The sequence below is a fragment of the Streptomyces sp. NPDC049627 genome (assembly GCF_044465645.1).
In the GTDB taxonomy this organism is placed as follows: domain Bacteria; phylum Actinomycetota; class Actinomycetes; order Streptomycetales; family Streptomycetaceae; genus Streptomyces.
In genome coordinates, this window is the sequence record NZ_JBITLW010000012.1 from 236,882 (window position 1) to 253,946 (window position 17,065).

The window sequence follows — 17,065 nt, forward strand, 5'->3', positions numbered from 1 at the left end:
CGTTGGCGGGCCGGACCCTTCAAGTGGAAGCCCGATCAGCCCGGTTCGCAATTCGAACGCGGCCGATCAAGCCCGCCCTGCAGCGCCTCGCCCGGCAGACAGGCCGGTCACAAGTAACCGGGGAGAGCTCCGCTCGCGCGGAGGGTGAGGCCGTCGTCGGCATCGAGGTCGACCAGCACGGCCTTGCTGACGGTGGTGTCGATCTCCACGCTCTCGCGTGGCCCTCCCTGGACCGAGACCTCCACCGTGACCGTGCCGTCGCGTACGGGAACGTCGAGGGCGCGGGCCAGGCTGATCTCCCGCCTGGTGTGCACCGAGGGGTCGTCCAGGACGACGGTTCCGTCCACGGCGACCACGACATGCTCGCCCTGGAAGTCGTCCTGCAGTGCGATCCGCAGCACGCCCATGGCATCCGCCTCGCTTCGTCGGCCCCCCGACAGGCTTCTGACGCCCTGACGATACGGCGGCCGGCCCCGCACGGCCTTCCGACGCCGACCGCCCGGCCCAGGCTGCGTCACCGCCCTCGGGCACGGCGGGCTGGAGCTGCGCTCCTCAGGGGGCATGTCGATGCGCCGGTGCCCCCGCATGGTGGCACCGGCGCCCCGCTCCCCGCGTCAGCCGCCGGAGTCACCGCCGGCCGTACCGCCGTAGAGGCCGTCCGAGCCGGACGTATCGGCGGCCGTGCCGTCCTGTTCGGATCCCCCGTTCTCGGCGCTGCCGCCGATGTCTCCGCCGCCGTTGCCGCCCTGATCGTCCACCGTGGGTTCCGCGGTGACGGGCTCCCCGGTCCCGGTGCCGGCGGCGCTCGCCACCGTCAGTGTCACCAGGGAGCCGCTCGGGGTGGCGCCCCCTGCCTCCGGGCTCTGGCCGGTGACCGTGCCGGGCGCGGCCGTGTCGGTGGTCTCCTCGGTCGTGTCGACCTGGAATCCCTGGGCCTCCAGGGCTGCCTGCGCGTCCTCGAGCAGTTGGCCCCGTACATCGGGGACCGTGACCGTGTCCGCCGTCTCCGATGCGGAAGGCGAGACGGAGCCTTCGTCCGGGTCCGGCGCCTGAGGCAGGACCTCGTCGCCGGTGCCGTCGGAGCCGGTCTCGCGGGCCAGTCCGGTGTCCGGTTCCTCGACGTCGACGAGCTGGTAGACCTCGACCGGCTCGTCCTTGGGCGTCGGCTTGACCTTGGCCACCTTCTTCGCGTCGTACCTCGGCCATTTCTTGTTGCGGGCGTCGAAGTGCACATCGGCCTTGTCGACGTCGTGCTCGAACGCAGACAGCGGGTTGCCACAGCTGCACTGGACCGCCGGGCGCCCGAACTGGTCGACCAGGACGGCGATTCCCGCTTCCAGCAGCGCGTCGAAGGCCTTCCTCCTGCCCTTCTTCGCGTCGAAGTCATGGTCCTTGACCAGGGTGTCGGCGCGCAGCAGGACCGGCGTCAGCTTCTTCACGAAGCCTTTGATGTCGTCGACTCCGGCGAGCCCTTCGACGTCGGCCCACTCCTCGGCCTTGCGCCGGTTCTCCGGCTGCTGGAGGAAGTCGACGAGCCTGGCCTTGTCACAGTGGCCGGCGTCCCGGGTCCCCCCGTACAGACCCGGGTCGCCTCCCCCGACCTCCCCGGCGATGTAGGAGAGGGCCTCCCCGATGGCGATGTCGGTGCCGAGCTTCTTGAAGAAGGGCGCCGCGCTCGGCACTCCGCGCGCGACGGCCCGTACGGCGGCCTTTCTGGCGAATACGGCGCATCCCGTGGTCAGGAAGCCGAGGACGCCCAGGACGACCGCGAGCGCGACTGCCTTGCGCCCGCTCCCCCGTATACGTTTCATGATCTTCTTTCTGGCTCCTTCCGGTTCGCCGGGCCGGCGAACGGTCACGCCAGTGTGGGCGGCCGGCGGGGGCGGGCACATCGTGGTCGGCACGGGATCGCCGGGGACACGGATCCGTGCCGGCACGGATGACGACGCCCGCCGTCGGCGGTGACCATGGGCCCATGCCGCGCACCGTGCTGATCGTCGACGACGACCCGGGATTCAGAACCGTGGCACGGGCGTTGCTGGAGACGGACGGCGACTTCGCCGCGACGGAGGCGGGCTCGGCGGCGGAGGCTGTCGTCGCCGTCGTCCGGGAGCAGCCGGATGCCGTTCTGCTGGACATCGGGCTGTCCGGCAGGGACGGGTTCGAGGACGGCTTCGCCGTGTGCCGGGCCCTGCACGGGGTTGCTCCGACGACGGCGGTGGTGCTCTGTTCGGCGCGGGAGGCCGAGCTGTACGGGGAGCGGATCGCCCGGTCCCCGGCGGTGGGGTTCCTCGCGAAGGAGCAGTTGTCGGCGGCGGCGCTGACGCGGCTGGTCGCCCTGGGGGGACGGTGAGCGGGCGATCAGTCGTCGGCGGCGAGGTACATCAGCACCGCGCGTACCCGGCGGTCGTACATCTCCTTGGCCTCCGGCCGCAGGTCCAGCTTGTCGAAGACGGTGTTGACGTGGTCCTCCACCGTCCTCTTGCTGATGGACAGCTTCGCCGCGACGGCCGAGTTGGACAGCCCGCACGCCATGAGTTCCAGCACCTTCAGCTGCTGGTCCGTCAGGGCGGCCAGCCGGTCGCGGCGGCGTGGGGTGCGGTAGAGGGCGCGCTGGATGTCCCCGTCGATGGCGTATCTTCCGGCCCCGACCTGGGCCACGACGTCCGTGACGAAGTCCGCGCCGGTCACCCGCGACTTGAGCTGGTAGCCGATGCCTCCGGCGGCGGCCGCGGGCCCGGCCTCCAGCAGCTGCCGCAGATGGGTGAGCTCCAGGTCCTTGGACAACAGCAGGATGCCCACCCCGGGATGCGCGCGGCGGATCTCCACCGCCGCACGGAGACCTTCCAGGGTCTGCGTGGGCGGCATCCTGATGTCGATCAGGGCGACGTCGGGCAGGGTGCCGGCCACCGCGGCCCGAAGAGCGTGCGCCTCCCCGGCCCGCGCGGTGATCTCGTGGCCCTCGTCCTCCAGGATGTCCGCAAGTCCCCGCAGGTACACCGGGTCGTCGTCGGCGAGCACGATGCGCAGTGCCCGCCCACGGGCCGCCCGGTCCTCCACGCCGGCCGTCATACCGGCTCATCCTCCTTGCTCGGGGCCCGCTCCCGCGTGGGCAGCGTCACCGAGACGACCGTGCCCTCGCCGGGACGACTGCGGACGGTCAGCCGGCCGTCGTACGCGGAGACCCGGTGGCGCAGCCCGAGCAGACCGGTGCCACCGCCCGCCGGGTCCGCGCCGCCGACGCCGTCGTCGGTGACGCTCAGGCTCAGTACTCCGTCGGTGTGGTGGAGGTCGACGCGGACGGTGCGGGCGTCGGCGTGCTTGAGCACGTTGCTGACCGCCTCCTTCACGACGTAGTAGGCGGTGAGTTCGACCGGCTCGGGCAGCTGGGGCAGTTCGTCGGCGTGCAGGTCGACGGGCAGGGGCAGACCGGCGGTCAGCGACCGCAGGGCCTGCGCCAGCCCGGCCTCGCTCAGCACCACGGGGTGGATGCCACGGGCCGCCACGCGGAGTTCGGCGTGCCCCTGCTCCAGGATGGCGAGCGCGTCGTCCAGCAGCCCGGCCAGTTCGGCACCGCTCGCCGCGCGGTCCAGACGGCGGCGGGCGATGCGCAATTGGAGACCCAGGTTGATGAACTTCTGCTGGGCCCCGTCGTGCAAGTGCCGTTCCACTTCGCGCCGTTGCTCGTCGCCGGCCTCGATGACGCGTCGGCGGGACGCGCGCAGTTCGGCGACCAGGGCCTGGTTGTCGAGCTCGAGTGCGGCGGCGGAGACGACCGCCTCCAGGACGTACCGGTCCTCCCGCAGCGCCGGGTCGTGGACGAGGACGCCGACCCGCCGCCCGCCGCGCTCCAGGACGCTCGTCCACTGGCCGGGCCGGGCGGTCAACGGCCTGCCGTCGATGTCGACGTAACCGTCCCCGCCGGATGCGGGGAAGCCCAGCTGAAGCGACCCGTCGTCCAGCGTCCGGGCGAGTTCGTCACGCAGTGCGCGGCGGGAGTCGAGCGGCAGCCTGCGCAGCAGTTCGGCCACGGCGGTGCGGCCCAGCCGGATCCGCCACACCCCGGCGAGGAACGCGAGCGGCAGACACAGGACCGACAGATGTACGGCCGTGAGGAGCGGGGTGTGCGACCACTCCCGGTCGGCGCCGAGCGCCGCGTCGAGTCCGGAGGCGAGCCCGCCCACCAGACCGACCGCGAGCAGCGGGGCCAGTTCACGGCGGTACGGCCGCGACGCCCTGGCCCAGCGCCACAGCAGTACGGCGACCACGGCCACGCTGACCACGAGCTGCAGCGCGTCGGTCACCTGCCGGAGCCAGGGCACATAGTGGACGAGCAGCAGGTTCTCGGTGATCGAGTCGTGGAAGAACACCGCGACCGGCTGGAGCACGAAGGCCACCGTGCAGCCGACGGCCACCAGCACCCGGTCGGCGACGGCCGCGACCGCGCCGTCGTCCTCGCGGGAGCGCAGGCGGCCGTAGGGGAAGACCAGCAGCAGCGGGATCAGGAACCCGGTGGACGCGGAGCGCAGGAAGAGGCCGACGGTGTGCACCAGCGGATCGGTGGAGATCTGGAGGTCCTCCGCGAACCAGCCGATGCCGACGAGCTGCATCAGCAGCCCGACCACGTTGCCCGGCCGCCGCAACCGCGCCAGCAGCCCGGCCCCGAGGTACAGTCCGCCGACCGAGGCCGAGAAGAGCGTGGAGGTCGAGTCGGCGTACCGGTCGGGTGCGGTGACCACCAGGACCCAGCTGCCGAACGCCGTACCGGCCACGGCGAGGGCGACGGCGGTACGTATCCCCCGAGGGGCACCCCCCATAACCGCCTCCCCCGTGACGGCCGTTCACCGCGTCTTGCGTGTCCTCACGGTACGCGATCGGCCGACTCCCGTACGCGGTCCCGGGGAAACTCCCCCGCCCGGTCACGCGTACAGCACCCGAGTGCCCGTCGTGAACCGGGCCAGCACGTCCGGCAGGGGGTCGACGCCGATGCCGGGGGCGGTCGGTACGGGCAGGTGGCCGTCCTGGAGGACGAAGGGTTCGGTGATGTCCTCGGCGAAGTACCGGCTGGAGGCGGAGGTGTCGCCGGGGAGGGTGAAGCCCGGGAGGGCGGCGAGCGCCAGGTTGGGGGCGCGGCCGATGCCGGTCTCCAGCATTCCGCCGCACCACACGGGCACGCCGTGGGCGGCGGCCACGTCGTGGATGCGACGGGCTTCCGGATAGCCGCCGACGCGGGCCGGTTTGACGTTGACGACCCGGCAGGCGTCCATCGCGATCGCGGACGCCGCGTCGCGCGCGGAGTGGATCGACTCGTCGAGGCAGACCGGGGTGGCCAGCCGCTTCTGCAGCTGGGCGTGGGCGTGGAGGTTGTTCTCCTCCAGCGGCTCCTCGATCAGCAGCAGCCCGAACTCGTCGAGCCTGCGCAGGTGTTCGGCGTCGGCGAGTGTGTAGGCGGTGTTGGCGTCGACCTGGAGCGGGAGTGCGCTGCCGAAGCGTTCGCGTACGGCACGCACCGGCTCGACGTCCCAGCCCGGCTCGATCTTCAGCTTGATACGGAGGTAGCCCTCGGCGAGGTACCGCTCGACGTCGTCGAGCAGTTCGGGCACGGAGTTCTTGATGCCGACCGAGACGCCGGCCGGCACCCGTTCGCGGACCGAGCCGAGGAAGGTCGCGAACGACATCCCGTAGGCGCGCAGTTCGGCGTCCAGCAGGGCGGTTTCCAGGGCGGCCTTGGCGAGTTCGTGGCCCTTGACGGAGGCCATGGCGGGGGCGACGAGCGCGGTCGTCGGCGCGGGCAGGGCCGCGACGCGCGGCAGCAGGAAGTCCCGGATGACGAGCTCGGCGCCGGCGACGAACTCCGAGCAGTACAGCGGCTGCGGGTCGGCGGCGAACTCCGACCAGCCCTCGGCCTCGTCGGTCACCACGTGCAGCAGGAAGGTGTCCTTGGTGGTCATCGTCCCGAAGGAGGTGCGGAACGGGGTGACGAGCGGGATGGCGACATGGAGCAGTTCGACGCGTTCGAGCTTCATTCCTTCTCCTCGGGGAAGGGGCGGGTCAGCAGGTACCAGCCGTCGCGGGACATGGCCGTCGCGCGCAGTCCCTCGGCGTACGCCTCGGTGAAGACCTCGCGCACGGCGTGCCGCCAGTCGAGCGCGAGGGCCGGGTCGGCGGTGCGCAGCGCGACGACGTCCTCGGGCACGCGGCACCACAGCCTGTCCGCGGCGCGCAGGGCGAGGGGGCCGCCGTCCGGTGCCCGGCACACTACGCCGGCGGCCGGGCGGTCCTCGGCGGGGTCGTCCTCCCGCGTGGTCCCGCTCACCAGGTCCCATACGACGGTCAGCCGGTCGCTCTCGTCGCCGTTGTTCACGCCGTCGGTCATCGGGCCGTAGAAGTCGACCAGGTACTCGCTGCCGACAGCACCCAGCTTGACCAGGTTGAAGCGGGCGTTGCGGCCGACCAGCGGGTCGAAGGTCCAGCGCATGGTGGTGGCGCCGCGCTCCAGCGCCCACAGCCGCTGGGCCTGCTTGACCGCGAAGCCGACGCCGCGGCCGGAGGCGGTCGCCGCGGCCACGAACGAGTACACGTCCCGCTCGGCGGGCGGCCCGAACACCGCCACGGCCGCCCCGGCCGGCCGTTCGCCCGACGGCCCGGCGGAGTACGCCGCGTGCACCGCGCCACCGGCGTGCACCAGACTGTGCAGCAACTCCGAAGGGTAGGGCGGGGTGGCGCGCGGCGTCTGCCACACATCGGCGAAGAAGTCGGCCACGGCACGGATACCGGCCACGTCGTGCACCGTACGGACCGTGACCCCGGCGGTACGCGCCGAGCCCTTGGCGAGGGCGCCCGCGTTCGGCGTGCCGTCCGCCGTACCGGACCCGGTGGCGGAGTTCGTCACAGGTGTCATGCCTCGAGTGTCCAAGGCAACGATCTGCCGGCCATTGGCGTCGGGGACAATGAGGTCCCATGCTTGTGGTGCGATCGGCCAAGGCCCGCAGGGGCCATCCCTCGATGGAAACACCTCAAGAAACCTCAAAGCGCCAATCCCTCCCCCGTGTGACTGTCCCCTACCGAAGAGACCGCCCCATCCATGGACGCCTGCACCCTCGAGGAACTTCTCGACACCTTCGGCGAGCCCATGTTCCGCGTGCTCACCGCCCCGGCCGGCCTCACCGCACCCGTCTCGGAGATCCTTTTGTACGACGCCGGGGCCCCGTTTCCGCGCAGCGCGTCCGGCGCCCTGCTGCTGGCGGTCGGCGTGCGAGCGGGCGAGGTCGGGCCGCTGGCCTGCGATGCCGCGGCGGCCGGGATGGCCGGGCTCGTGGTGCGGGGCAGGGACGGGCAGCCCGAGGCGGTGACGGCGGCGAAGGCCCACGGTCTGGCCCTGCTCGCCATCGACGAGGCGGCCGCCTGGCACCACGTCCATCTGCTGCTGGCGTCCGCGGTCGGTTCCCGGCCCGGTCCGGCGGGCGGCGGGGCCGCTTTCGGGGACCTGTTCACGCTCGCCAACGCGGTGGCCGCCGCCGTGGGCGGCGCGATCGTCGTCGAGGACGCCCGCCAGCGGATCCTGGCCTACTCCACCGTTCCCGGGCAGGCCGTCGACGAGGTCCGGCGGCAGGGCATCCTGGGCCGCCAGGTGCCGAGCAGCCCGGAGAACAGCGAGCAGTACCGCGTCCTGTTCGCCGCCCCCGGTCCCGTACGTCTCGCCGCACTCGACGGGGACGAGCTGCCGCGGCTCGCCGTCGCGATCCGCGCGGGCGGCGAGACGCTGGGGTCGGTGTGGGCCGTCGACGACGGTCACCTCGGCCCCGACGCCGAGGAGGCGCTCGCCCGGGGCGCGTCCACGGCCGCCCTGCTCCTGCTGCGGGCCCGGGCGAGCGAGGAACTGTCCCGGCATGTGACGAGCGACCTGCTGCGCCGCCTCCTCGACGGCACCACCGATCCCGCCGGCGCCGCGCACCGCCTCGGCCTCGCCCCGGACGCCCCGGTCCGTGTCGCGGCCTTCGCACTCGACGGCACGGTGTCCGCGCCGGACGGGGAACAGACCGCGCTGCGGCTGCTGGACCTGGTCCGGCTCCAGTGCGAGGCGCGCTACGGGCGGCACGCGTGCGTGCTGGCGGACGGCAGGGTGTACGCGCTGTTGCCGGTGGCCGGTGAGGGTGGTGGGGAGCGGCACAAGCGGCTCGTCGAGGACATCGTGCGGCGCGCGGGCCGGGCACTGCGGGTGCCGGTGCGGGCGGGGCTGGGTGACCTGGTCGCGGGCCTGGCGGCCGTGCGTGGTTCACGGGACGACGCCGATCTCGTGCTGCGGGTGCTCGGGCCGGACGAGGACGTGGCTGCCGTGACCGAGGTACGTGCCCGTGTCACCCTGCTCGGGCTGCGTGAAGTCATGTGCGGGCAGCGGGAGTTGACGGAAGGAGCGTGGCGGGAGGTGCTGGCGTACGACGCCGAGCAGGGCACCGAGTACGCCAGGACGCTGGTGTGCTGGCTGGACGCCGGATGCGACATGGCGCGGGCGGCGAAGCTGCTCGCCGTGCACCCCAACACCTGCCGGTACCGCCTCCGGCAGGCGCGGCAGCACCTCGGCATCGATCTGGACGACCCGGACGTGCGGTTGGTGCTGTGGCTGCAGCTGCGCACGCTCGGGGGGCTGCGGGGCGCCGGGCGGTGAACCACCGCGGCGGCGCGCCGTGTGTCGCGTGGGGATGCCGGAGGTGGGGTGTCCCTCTCGGGCGGGCTCCCGCCGCTCCGGGAAGCGGCGGGAGTCCTGATCGGTCAGGCCCGGAACTGGTTCGCCGGGACCGGGAGTCCGTAGTGCTCGCGCAGGGTTGTGCCCTCGTACTCCTCGCGGAACAGCCCCTTGCCCCGCAGGATCGGCAGCACGTGCTCGGCGAAGGCCGCCAGCCCCGACGGCAGGGCGGGCGCCATGATGTTGAAGCCGTCCGCGGCACCGCCCTCGAACCAGGCGATGATCGTGTCCGCGACCTGCTCGGGCGTGCCGATGAACTCGAAGTGACCGCGCCCGCCCCCGAGCCGGGAGATGACCTGCCGGACCGTCAGCTGCTCGCGCACCGCGAGGTCGATGATCAGGTCGGAACGGCTCTGCGAGCCTTCCAGCTTCGGCCTGGCGAGGATGAAGTCCGGGAGCGGTTCGTCGAGTTGGAAGACCGACGGCTCGGTCTCGAACACGGCGGCCAGTTGGCGCAGCCCGTAGTCCGGGACGCGCAGCTCGTCGAACTGCTTCGCCAGGGCCCGGGCCTCCTCCTCCGTGGAGCCGATGTACGGGACGATGCCCGGCAGGACGATCACGCCTTCCGGGTCGCGACCCGCGGCCCTGGCCCGTGCCTTGATGTCGGTGTAGAAGGCGGCCGCGCGCTCGTAGGTCGTGTGCGCGGTGAAGATCGCCTCGGCGTGGCGGGCCGCGAAGTCCTTGCCGTCCTCGGAGGAGCCGGCCTGGACGAGCAGCGGGTAACCCTGCGGCGGACGCTCGACGTTGAGCGGGCCGGACACCTTGAAGTACCGGCCCTGGTGGCCGAGCCGGTGCAGCCGCCCGGGGTCCGCGTAGCGTCCCGTGGCCCTGTCCGCCACGACGGCCTCGGCCTCCCAGCTGTCCCACAGCGCCTTGGCGACCTTCAGGAACTCGTCGGCGCGGGCGTAGCGCTCGGCGTGGCCGGGGCGGTCGTCGAGTCCGAAGTTGGCGGCCTCGTCGGCGCCTGCCGAGGTGACGATGTTCCAGCCGGCGCGACCGCCGCTGACGTGGTCGACGGAGGCGAGCCGGCGGGCCAGGTTGTACGGCTCGTTGTAGGTCGACGACACGGTCGCGATGAGGCCGATCCGGCTGGTCGCCTGGGACAGTGCGGTCAGCAGGGTCAGCGGTTCGAGCTGGCCCGGCGGACGGAACTCGCCGGTGCCGATGAGGGCCGGGCCGTCCGCGAGGAACAGCGAGTCGAACTTGGCGCTCTCGGCCAGCTGCGCCAGCTCGATCCAGTGCCGCAGGTCGAAGTCCGCACGAGGGTTGCTGTCGGGGAGCCGCCAGGCCGCTTCGTGGTGGCCCGCTTCCATGAGGAAGGCGTTGAGGTGGAGCCGTCGCCGTCTGTCGCTCATGAGGTGACCTTCAGCTTGGAGCTGTCGTAGCCGGCCGGGAGGAGATTGTCGGTGATCGACTTGACGTCGACCTCCTTGGTGATCTGTCCGGCCTCCAGGAAGGCGTCGGCGAGCTTCTGCTCCAGATCGATGTCCGACTGCTCCACCGGAGTCACCCGGTTCGAGTAGGCGGCCAGGGACGCCTTGGCGTCTGCCAGGGGGATGCCCTGCTCCTTCGACAGCGCCTGCGCGTACTGGTCGGGGTGCTCGACCGCCCAGGCGAACTCGCGTGAGAGCCTCTTCAGGACGTCCGTGAGAGCCGCACGCTTGGTCTTGTCCTGGAGCGACTTGTCGCCGGCGACGTAGTAGCTGCTCGTCTGGTCGATGGGCGGGAGCCCCTTCACCAGGATCCGCGCGCCGTTCTTGACGGCGATGGCCGACTGCGGGTTCCAGATCGCCCAGGCGTCCACCTTCCCGGTGTTGAACGCCGTCGCGCCGGCCGCCGGGTCGAGGAAGACCAGCTTCGCGTCCTTGGGGGTGAGGCCGACGCTCTTCAGCGCGTTCAGGGCCAGGCCGTGGGCCGAGCTGCCCTGCGGGACGGCGATTCTCTTGCCCTTGAGGTCGGCGGCCGTCCTCAGCTTCGAGCCCTTCGGCACGATGATGTTCTCCACCGCCTGGTCGGGCGTGAGCGAGCGGTTGACGGCGACGACCTTGAAGCCGTACTCCTTCGCCGCCCCGGTGATCGGCGGTACGTCGCCGACGCTGCCGAGGTCGATGTCGCCGGACGCGGCGGCCTGCACGAGGGGTGGGCCGTAGGTGAAGCGGGCGAACTTCACCTTGTAGGGCGCGTTGTCGAACACACCGGTGATCTTGGCCAGCTCCTGGCTGCCGTCACCGCCGTTGTCGCCGATGGTGAACGTGTACGTGCTCCACTGGGGGTGCTTGGCGTCGCTCGCGTCGGCCGCGTTGCTCAGCGGCGCGGCGGTGTCGGAGGACGAGGATCCGCAGGCGACGAGGGTGCTCGCCAGGGCGAGCGAGCCGACGGCGCCGATGACTCTGGTGGTTGTGATGCGCATGAGTTGTCGTGCTTTCTGTGCTGGGTGAGGGTCTTTTCGGGGAGGTCAGTGCCGGCCTGCGAGGCCGAGGTCTGCCAGGAGCCGGGCGCGGAGTTCCTCGCGTGCGACGCTCGCTTCGCGGTCCGTGGCGGAGAGGCGCACCTCGTGCGAGGTGCCGATGCGGCCGTTGCTCATGACGACGATGCGGTCCGCGAGGGCGATGGCCTCGTCGACGTCGTGGGTGACGAGCAGCATGGCGGCGTGGTGCCTGGTGCGCAGCGCGCGTACGAGGTCGTGCATGCGCAGCCGGGTGATCGCGTCGAGGGCCGCGAACGGCTCGTCGAGCAGCACGAGTTCGGGCTCGGAGACCAGGGCCCGGGCGAGCGACACCCGCTGGGCCTCGCCGCCGGAGAGTTCCTTGGGCCAGGCCTTCTCGCGGCCCGCGAGTCCGACCTCGGCGAGTACGTCACGGGCCCGCCGGTCCGCGTCGGGTCCGTGCAGGCCGAGCGTGACGTTGCGCAGGACCCGCTGCCATGGCAGGAGCCGGTCGGCCTGGAAGACGATCGCACGCCGTGCCGGAACCTCCACGCGCCCGCCGTCGGGCCGGTCCAGTCCGGCGAGCAGCCGCAGGAGGGTGCTCTTGCCGCAGCCCGAGGGACCGAGCAGGATCACCAACTCCTCGTCGTCGATGGTGAGGTCGAGATGGTCGAGCACCACCCGGTCACCGAACCTACGGACCACCTGCTCGACGACGGCCCCGGTCCGACGGCACGGCTGTGCCTCGATGGTGCTGCTCATGACGCCTCATAACTGGGTCGCCACCGCAGCAGCACCCGCTCGAGAACCCGGACGAACTGGTCGGCGAGCAGACCGAGCAGCGAGTAGATCACCAGCCCCACGAAGACCTGGTTGGTCTGGAGATAGGTCTGCCCCTGAGTGATGAGGAAGCCAAGTCCCTTGTCGGCGTTGACCGTTTCGGCGGCGACGAGACCCAGGACGCTGTACGCCAGGGAGAACCGGAGGCCGACCAGGAACCCCGGCAGGGCTCCGGGCACCAGCACGCGCGTCACCAGGCGCCACGTGCCGGCGCCCGTCGTGCGCGCCATCTCGATGAGCCGCTGGTCGACGCCCCGGATCGCGGCGAACAGGTTGAGGTACATCGGCACGCCCGCTCCGAAGGAGATCAGGAGCACCTTCGTGAGCTCGTCGATGCCGAACCACACGATCATCAGCGGCAGCACGGCGAGGAGCGGGATCGTGTTGAGCACCTGCACGACGCCGTTGAACAGGTACTCCCCGCTGCGCAGCAGCCCGCCGAGCACCCCGGCGACGACGCCCACCGTCAGACCGATCGCGAGCCCGATGCCGGCCCGCTGCAGGGAGATGGCCAAGTCCGGTCCGAGGACGCCCTGTTGCCACAGATCCGCGGCGGACTGCACGATCGAGGTCGGCGCCGGAGCGTAGGTCTTGGACACCACTCCCACCCGGGCGAGGATCTCCCAGGCGATCAGGATCGCGACCGGAGTCGTGTAGATGCCCAGCGGCCAGCGCAGGCGCTCGCGCAGTGTGCTGAGCGGCGTGCGGCGGCGGGCGTCGCGCGGCAGGAACACCTCGCGGCCCCGCGCGCCGGTCGTCTCGGCGTCCGGGCCCGTGGTGACGGCCGGCGCCGGGATGCGGACGTCGGTCATGCCGCCACCGCCAGGACCCTGCTGTAGTGGGAGGCGTCGCCGACGAGTTGCTCGCTGCGGCGGCCGTCGACACCGGTCGGTACCTCGCCCGCGACCGTGACCCGGTTGAGGCGGCGCGGGTGGTCGTCGTAGTTGTCCACCCCGTAGTGCTGGGTGATCCGGTTGTCGAAGATCAGCAGCTGGTTCGGGGACCAGGTCCAGCGCAGGACGTTCTCCGGACGGGTGACGTACGACTGGAAGATGCGCAGCAGTTCCGCCGATTCGCCGTTCGACAGACCGACGATCCGCTTGGCGAACCCGCCGATGAACAGCCCGCGTTCACCTGTCAGCGGATGCACCCGCACGAGAGGGTGCTCGGCCTCGTAGGGCGTCGAGACGAAGATCCGGTCGTACTCCTGCCGCTGCTCGGTCGTGGCCGAAGGGCGGGCGTAGTCGTACTGGTTGGTGTGCACGACACGCAGCGAATCCGCGAGGGCGCGCAGGGGTGCGGGCAGGTCGCGGTACGCCGCGGCCGCGTTGGCGATGAGTGTCTCGCCGCCGTAGGGCGTGGTCACGATGGACCGGAGCGTGGTGAGCTGCGGCGGGTTGACCACGAAGGTGACGTCCGTGTGCCACTCGTTGGCCTTGGACGTCTCGCTGTCGACGGCGAGCACGTTCGTCGTGCCGTCGGCGGCCGGCACGTTCGGATGGGCGGCGGTGAGGTCGCCGAACCACCCGGCCACACGTTCCTGACCGGCATCGTCGAGATGGACGTCGTCGAAGACGATCGCTTTGTGCTCGTTGAGCGCGTCACGGAGCGCCGTGACCGTCGAGAGGTCGGGCGGCGCCGTGAGGTCGACACCCTCGACGACCGCGCCGATGCGACCGGTGAGCTTACGGATGGACGGAGGCATGAGGGGTCCCTCCGGGGACGGATGGGCACACCAAGGCGTGCCGGAGAGCGAGGAGTCGAGGTGAAGGGCCGCGCGTTCAGCGACCGCGTCGGCGCGCGCGAAGAGGCTCCCGGCTCATCCGGGAAGGAGAGGAGACGTGGAGCCCTCAGGAGGTGGGTACGACGGTCCCGCGGGGAGGCGTCGCGGTGCGGGCGGCTTCACACCGCCGCTGCGTGGGGCGCCATGGGCGCACACCGGCCGCCGCCGGGGAGCACTTCCCGGCTCAGCGACAACAAAACGCGCTGGAGACGTGCGCCAGGTCGATGTGGCGGCGCCGGGTCAGGTCCACGCGCGGGTTCATGGAACGGGAGTTCAGCAGACGTCCACCGCGTTGGTCAAGAAATTCCGGACAGGTCTTGCATGGCGGACACGGAGTGCACCGGCAGCCGTCCTTGCCCTTGACGCGCACGTCAGGAAGTACCGTCTGCGGGCCGCGCCGACCGGTCTTGACCACTTCGCGGTCGTCGTACAGCCGCCGCCCGAGCCCGCCCCCGGACACGTCCTCGTCCGCAACCGGTACTTCCTCGCGTTCCCCGGGCTGCGGACCCTGATCGGAGGGCGCGCCCGAGAGAGTGCCGCTGCCGCCCCCCGCGCCGGTGACGCACTCCTCGGCCCCGCCGTCGGCGAGGTCGTCGCCGCAGGCCCGGGCAGCCCGCCGCAACCGGGCGACGCCGTCGCCGGATCCGGTTCCGGACCGACGGCCGGGTGTTGGGCCTGACCGCGTTCAACGGACAGACACCGGGGAGCCTCCTGTCACGTGCTCATCGTCATGGGCGGACTGCCCTGCACCGGCAAGACCACTCTCGCCCGTCTGCCGGCGGCCCGGATCGGTGCCGTTCACCTGCGGGCGGACACCATCGAACAGGCGATCGTCCAGGTGGAGGTGGTCCGCTCCGGCCCAGCGGAACACCGGCGCCGCGTGTCCTCGCGTTCCGTCGACATCCAGGGCCTGCCGTCGCCGGGCCGGCAGCAGGTCGTCGGGCGGGAACCGTGCGAGTCACTGACCACGCTGCTCGCTCGCCTCCGGTCGGGCTGACGGGTACCTGGCCGCGAGGGGACGCGCGGTCTCGGCCGGTTCGACCGGGCCTGCTGTCCACCCGGCGATGTCACCCGCGAGCCCCACCCCGGCCGGGCTCAGGATCGGCCGGGGCGGGTGTTCAGAGGGTGGGGGACTTCTCGGGGAGGAGGGCCGTGCGGAGGGCGGCGTGCAGGCGGGGCGTGTTCGTCCACTCGTGGTCGCGCGACGGAGGGATCTGCCAGCACAGCCCTGGGGTCGAGACGCGGTGGAGCGGCGGGATCGCGACGTGGCTGCCCCGGCCGAGGACACGCACCTGCGGGAGGTTCCAGTCGGCTGCGGAGCCGGGAGGAACCAGCCAGTACAGGCGCCCGCCGAAGCCGTCCCTGATCACGGCTCCCGTCTCGTCGCCGAGGTGCCGGAGTACGTCGTTGCCGGGGCCGAGCGGCACGCGTACGGCGTCCCACCAGCCGCCCGCGGGCACCATCCGCACCTCGACACTGCCGGGTTGCATCCACCACGGGGACCTGCCGACTGTCATCACACTCACCGGCTTTCCGATCGGACAGCCCGACCGTAGGGCGCGAGCGCACCGCCGACTTGCGTGCGGGCGCAGAGAAGTTGTCCCTGGGCGCAGCGCGCGCCGGCCGGCCTGGCCCGGGCACGCTACGTCCAAGTAGCTTTACCGGTCGTATTGGTGAGCGAGCGCCAGGGAGACTTCCATGGGACACACCCGTCCGTTAGTGATCGACCCGACCGGCCGCGACATCCACGGCGAGGCCGCCCGGATCCGCGAGCGCGGACCGGTGACCCTCGTGGAACTGCCCGACGGTGTCCAGGCCTGGGCCGTCAGCAGTCCCGACCTCCTCAAGCGCCTGCTCACCGACGCACGCGTGTCCAAGGACCCGCGCCGGCACTGGACTCGGTGGATCAACGGCGAGGTCGCCCCGGAATGGTCGCTGTTCACCTGGGTCGCGGTGCAGAACATGTTCACCGCCTACGGAGGCGAGCACAAACGGCTGCGTGCCCTGGTCTCCAAGGCTTTCACCGCACGCCGCGCCGCGGCGCTCCGGCCGCGTATCGAGGAGATCGCCGCGACGCTGCTGGACCGCATCGAGGAGGCCGGACGGGACGGCCAAGTCGTCGACATACGCGAGGAGTTCTGCTATTCGCTGCCGATTCAGGTGATCAGCGAGCTCTTCGGCCTGCCCGAGGAACAGGGCGCGGAGCTCCGGGCTGTCGTGGACGGCGTCTTCCACACCTCCGCCACCCCGGAGGAAGTCACCGACATCTACGCCCGGTTCTACGCGGCCATGGGCGAACTCGTCGCCCTCAAACGGCGGTCGCCCGGCGACGACCTGGCCTCGGCGCTCATCGCCGCCCGCGACGACGGCGACACCCGGCTGAGCGAGCAGGAGCTGCTCGACACCCTGGTGCTCATGGTCAGCGCCGGCCATGAGACCACGGTCAACCTGATCGACAACGCCATCCACCTCCTGCTGACCCATCCGGACCAGCTCGCCCACGTCCGCTCCGGCCGGGTCTCCTGGGACGACGTGGTCGAGGAGGCGCTGCGCGTGGAGGCGCCCGTCGCCAGTCTGCCGCTGCGGTACGCCGTCGACGACCTCGTGATGAGCGAGTTCGGCGGCCCGGACGGGGTGGTGATCGGCAAGGGCGAGGCCATCCTCGCCGCGTACGCGGCCGCCGGGCGTCACCCCGGGAAGTACGGCGAGGACGCCGACCGCTTCGACGTCACCCGCGCCGACAAGGAGCACCTGGCCTTCGGGCACGGCGTGCACTTCTGCCTGGGTGCTCCGCTGGGGCGGCTCGAGGCCCGCATCGCGCTCCGGGCCCTCTTCGACCGCTTCCCGGGCCTCCGGCTCGCCGTGCCCCAGGACGAGTTGGAGCCGGTCGACTCCTTCATCTCCAACGGCCACCGCTCCCTTCCGGTACACCTGTCCTGATCACTCGCCCCCGCCACCACCCCAGCAGCCGGACCACCCACCCGTGCCGCGCGCGCTCGGCCCCGGCCACCGTGGACGAGCCCGGCATCGGCGCGATGCGCTCCGCGCGGTGGAAGGGGCCCGGCCGCCAGGCCAACTCCTCGACCGGTACGGCGAGTTCGACGTCGGCAAGCCGGTCGAGCAGCTTCTCCACGGCCACCGCTCCCCTCCGCTACACCTCTCCTGATCACTCCCCCCGCCACCACCCCAGCAGCCGGACCACCCCCACCCGGGCCGCACACGCTCGGCCCCGGCCACCGTGGACGAGCCCGGCATCGGCGCGATGCGCTCCGCG

General features: G+C 71.8%; 16 protein-coding genes and 1 pseudogene. 4 read left to right on the forward strand and 13 right to left on the reverse strand.

The window, feature by feature from the left end:
* Nucleotides 1–107: 107 nt before the first annotated feature.
* Together ACIBU0_RS30980 and ACIBU0_RS30985 are read right to left on the reverse strand one after the other, a co-directional pair.
* Nucleotides 108–407 carry a hypothetical protein gene (locus ACIBU0_RS30980; protein ID WP_398824999.1) on the reverse strand — a complete coding sequence of 100 codons (300 nt, stop codon included), beginning with the start codon at nucleotides 405–407 and terminating at the stop codon, nucleotides 108–110.
* Between the two features lie 207 nt (nucleotides 408–614).
* Nucleotides 615–1,811, reverse strand: coding sequence for a DUF6777 domain-containing protein (locus ACIBU0_RS30985; RefSeq protein WP_398825000.1), 1,197 nt, complete (start codon nucleotides 1,809–1,811; stop codon nucleotides 615–617).
* Nucleotides 1,812–1,975: 164 nt separating this feature from the next.
* Between ACIBU0_RS30985 and ACIBU0_RS30990 the strand changes: the two genes are divergently transcribed.
* Nucleotides 1,976–2,353, forward strand: coding sequence for a response regulator (locus ACIBU0_RS30990; protein ID WP_398825003.1), 378 nt, complete (start codon nucleotides 1,976–1,978; stop codon nucleotides 2,351–2,353).
* Nucleotides 2,354–2,361: 8 nt separating this feature from the next.
* Here ACIBU0_RS30990 and ACIBU0_RS30995 read toward each other — a convergent pair whose 3' ends face one another.
* The 4 genes from ACIBU0_RS30995 to ACIBU0_RS31010 form a co-directional block, all read right to left on the reverse strand.
* Nucleotides 2,362–3,072: a response regulator transcription factor gene (locus ACIBU0_RS30995; protein WP_398825005.1), complete on the reverse strand. Its 711-nt coding sequence runs from the start codon at nucleotides 3,070–3,072 to the stop codon at nucleotides 2,362–2,364.
* Nucleotides 3,069–4,817 carry a sensor histidine kinase gene (locus ACIBU0_RS31000; protein ID WP_398825007.1) on the reverse strand — a complete coding sequence of 583 codons (1,749 nt, stop codon included), beginning with the start codon at nucleotides 4,815–4,817 and terminating at the stop codon, nucleotides 3,069–3,071. Before ACIBU0_RS31000 ends, ACIBU0_RS30995 begins: the two co-directional genes overlap by 4 nt.
* Nucleotides 4,818–4,919: 102 nt before the next feature.
* The gene (gene menC / locus ACIBU0_RS31005) at nucleotides 4,920–6,026 is read right to left on the reverse strand and encodes an o-succinylbenzoate synthase (protein ID WP_398825009.1); all 1,107 of its coding nucleotides are present in this window, start codon (nucleotides 6,024–6,026) and stop codon (nucleotides 4,920–4,922) included.
* On the reverse strand, nucleotides 6,023–6,901 hold the full coding sequence (locus ACIBU0_RS31010) for a chorismate synthase (protein ID WP_398825011.1): 879 nt from the start codon (nucleotides 6,899–6,901) through the stop codon (nucleotides 6,023–6,025). Before ACIBU0_RS31010 ends, menC begins: the two co-directional genes overlap by 4 nt.
* Before the next feature lie 183 nt (nucleotides 6,902–7,084).
* Here ACIBU0_RS31010 and ACIBU0_RS31015 point away from each other — a divergent pair, with 183 nt between their 5' ends.
* Nucleotides 7,085–8,665, forward strand: coding sequence for a PucR family transcriptional regulator (locus ACIBU0_RS31015; RefSeq protein ID WP_398825013.1), 1,581 nt, complete (start codon nucleotides 7,085–7,087; stop codon nucleotides 8,663–8,665).
* Between the two features lie 104 nt (nucleotides 8,666–8,769).
* On the opposite strand, the gene ACIBU0_RS31020 is transcribed toward ACIBU0_RS31015, so the two are convergent.
* From ACIBU0_RS31020 to ACIBU0_RS31040, 5 genes are read right to left on the reverse strand one after another with little or no spacing between them, the layout of a single operon-like run.
* Nucleotides 8,770–10,098 (reverse strand): LLM class flavin-dependent oxidoreductase, encoded by a 1,329-nt coding sequence (locus tag ACIBU0_RS31020; protein WP_398825015.1) that lies wholly within the window; start codon nucleotides 10,096–10,098, stop codon nucleotides 8,770–8,772.
* Entirely contained in the window at nucleotides 10,095–11,153 is a 1,059-nt protein-coding gene (locus ACIBU0_RS31025) for an aliphatic sulfonate ABC transporter substrate-binding protein (RefSeq protein WP_398825017.1), read from the reverse strand. The genes ACIBU0_RS31020 and ACIBU0_RS31025 overlap by 4 nt, the downstream gene beginning before the upstream one ends.
* Nucleotides 11,154–11,198: 45 nt before the next feature.
* Entirely contained in the window at nucleotides 11,199–11,930 is a 732-nt protein-coding gene (locus ACIBU0_RS31030) for an ABC transporter ATP-binding protein (protein WP_398825019.1), read from the reverse strand.
* Nucleotides 11,927–12,820: an ABC transporter permease gene (locus ACIBU0_RS31035; protein WP_398825021.1), complete on the reverse strand. Its 894-nt coding sequence runs from the start codon at nucleotides 12,818–12,820 to the stop codon at nucleotides 11,927–11,929. The genes ACIBU0_RS31030 and ACIBU0_RS31035 overlap by 4 nt, the downstream gene beginning before the upstream one ends.
* On the reverse strand, nucleotides 12,817–13,713 hold the full coding sequence (locus ACIBU0_RS31040) for a TauD/TfdA dioxygenase family protein (RefSeq protein ID WP_398825023.1): 897 nt from the start codon (nucleotides 13,711–13,713) through the stop codon (nucleotides 12,817–12,819). Before ACIBU0_RS31040 ends, ACIBU0_RS31035 begins: the two co-directional genes overlap by 4 nt.
* A gap of 796 nt (nucleotides 13,714–14,509) precedes the next feature.
* Here ACIBU0_RS31040 and ACIBU0_RS31045 point away from each other — a divergent pair.
* The gene (locus tag ACIBU0_RS31045; protein ID WP_398825025.1) at nucleotides 14,510–14,788 is read left to right on the forward strand and encodes an AAA family ATPase; all 279 of its coding nucleotides are present in this window, start codon (nucleotides 14,510–14,512) and stop codon (nucleotides 14,786–14,788) included.
* A 121-nt stretch (nucleotides 14,789–14,909) separates the two neighbouring features.
* Here ACIBU0_RS31045 and ACIBU0_RS31050 read toward each other — a convergent pair whose 3' ends face one another.
* A complete protein-coding gene (locus tag ACIBU0_RS31050; protein ID WP_398825027.1) occupies nucleotides 14,910–15,281 on the reverse strand; it encodes a hypothetical protein in 372 nt (123 codons plus the stop codon).
* A 208-nt stretch (nucleotides 15,282–15,489) separates the two neighbouring features.
* Between ACIBU0_RS31050 and ACIBU0_RS31055 the strand changes: the two genes are divergently transcribed.
* Nucleotides 15,490–16,731, forward strand: a complete 1,242-nt coding sequence (locus ACIBU0_RS31055) for a cytochrome P450 (protein ID WP_398825029.1) — start codon at nucleotides 15,490–15,492, stop codon at nucleotides 16,729–16,731.
* Here ACIBU0_RS31055 and ACIBU0_RS31060 read toward each other — a convergent pair.
* A pseudogene (locus ACIBU0_RS31060) lies at nucleotides 16,688–16,933 on the reverse strand (hypothetical protein); the annotation flags it as partial. The gene ACIBU0_RS31055 and the pseudogene ACIBU0_RS31060 overlap by 44 nt on opposite strands.
* Nucleotides 16,934–17,065 lie beyond the last annotated feature (132 nt).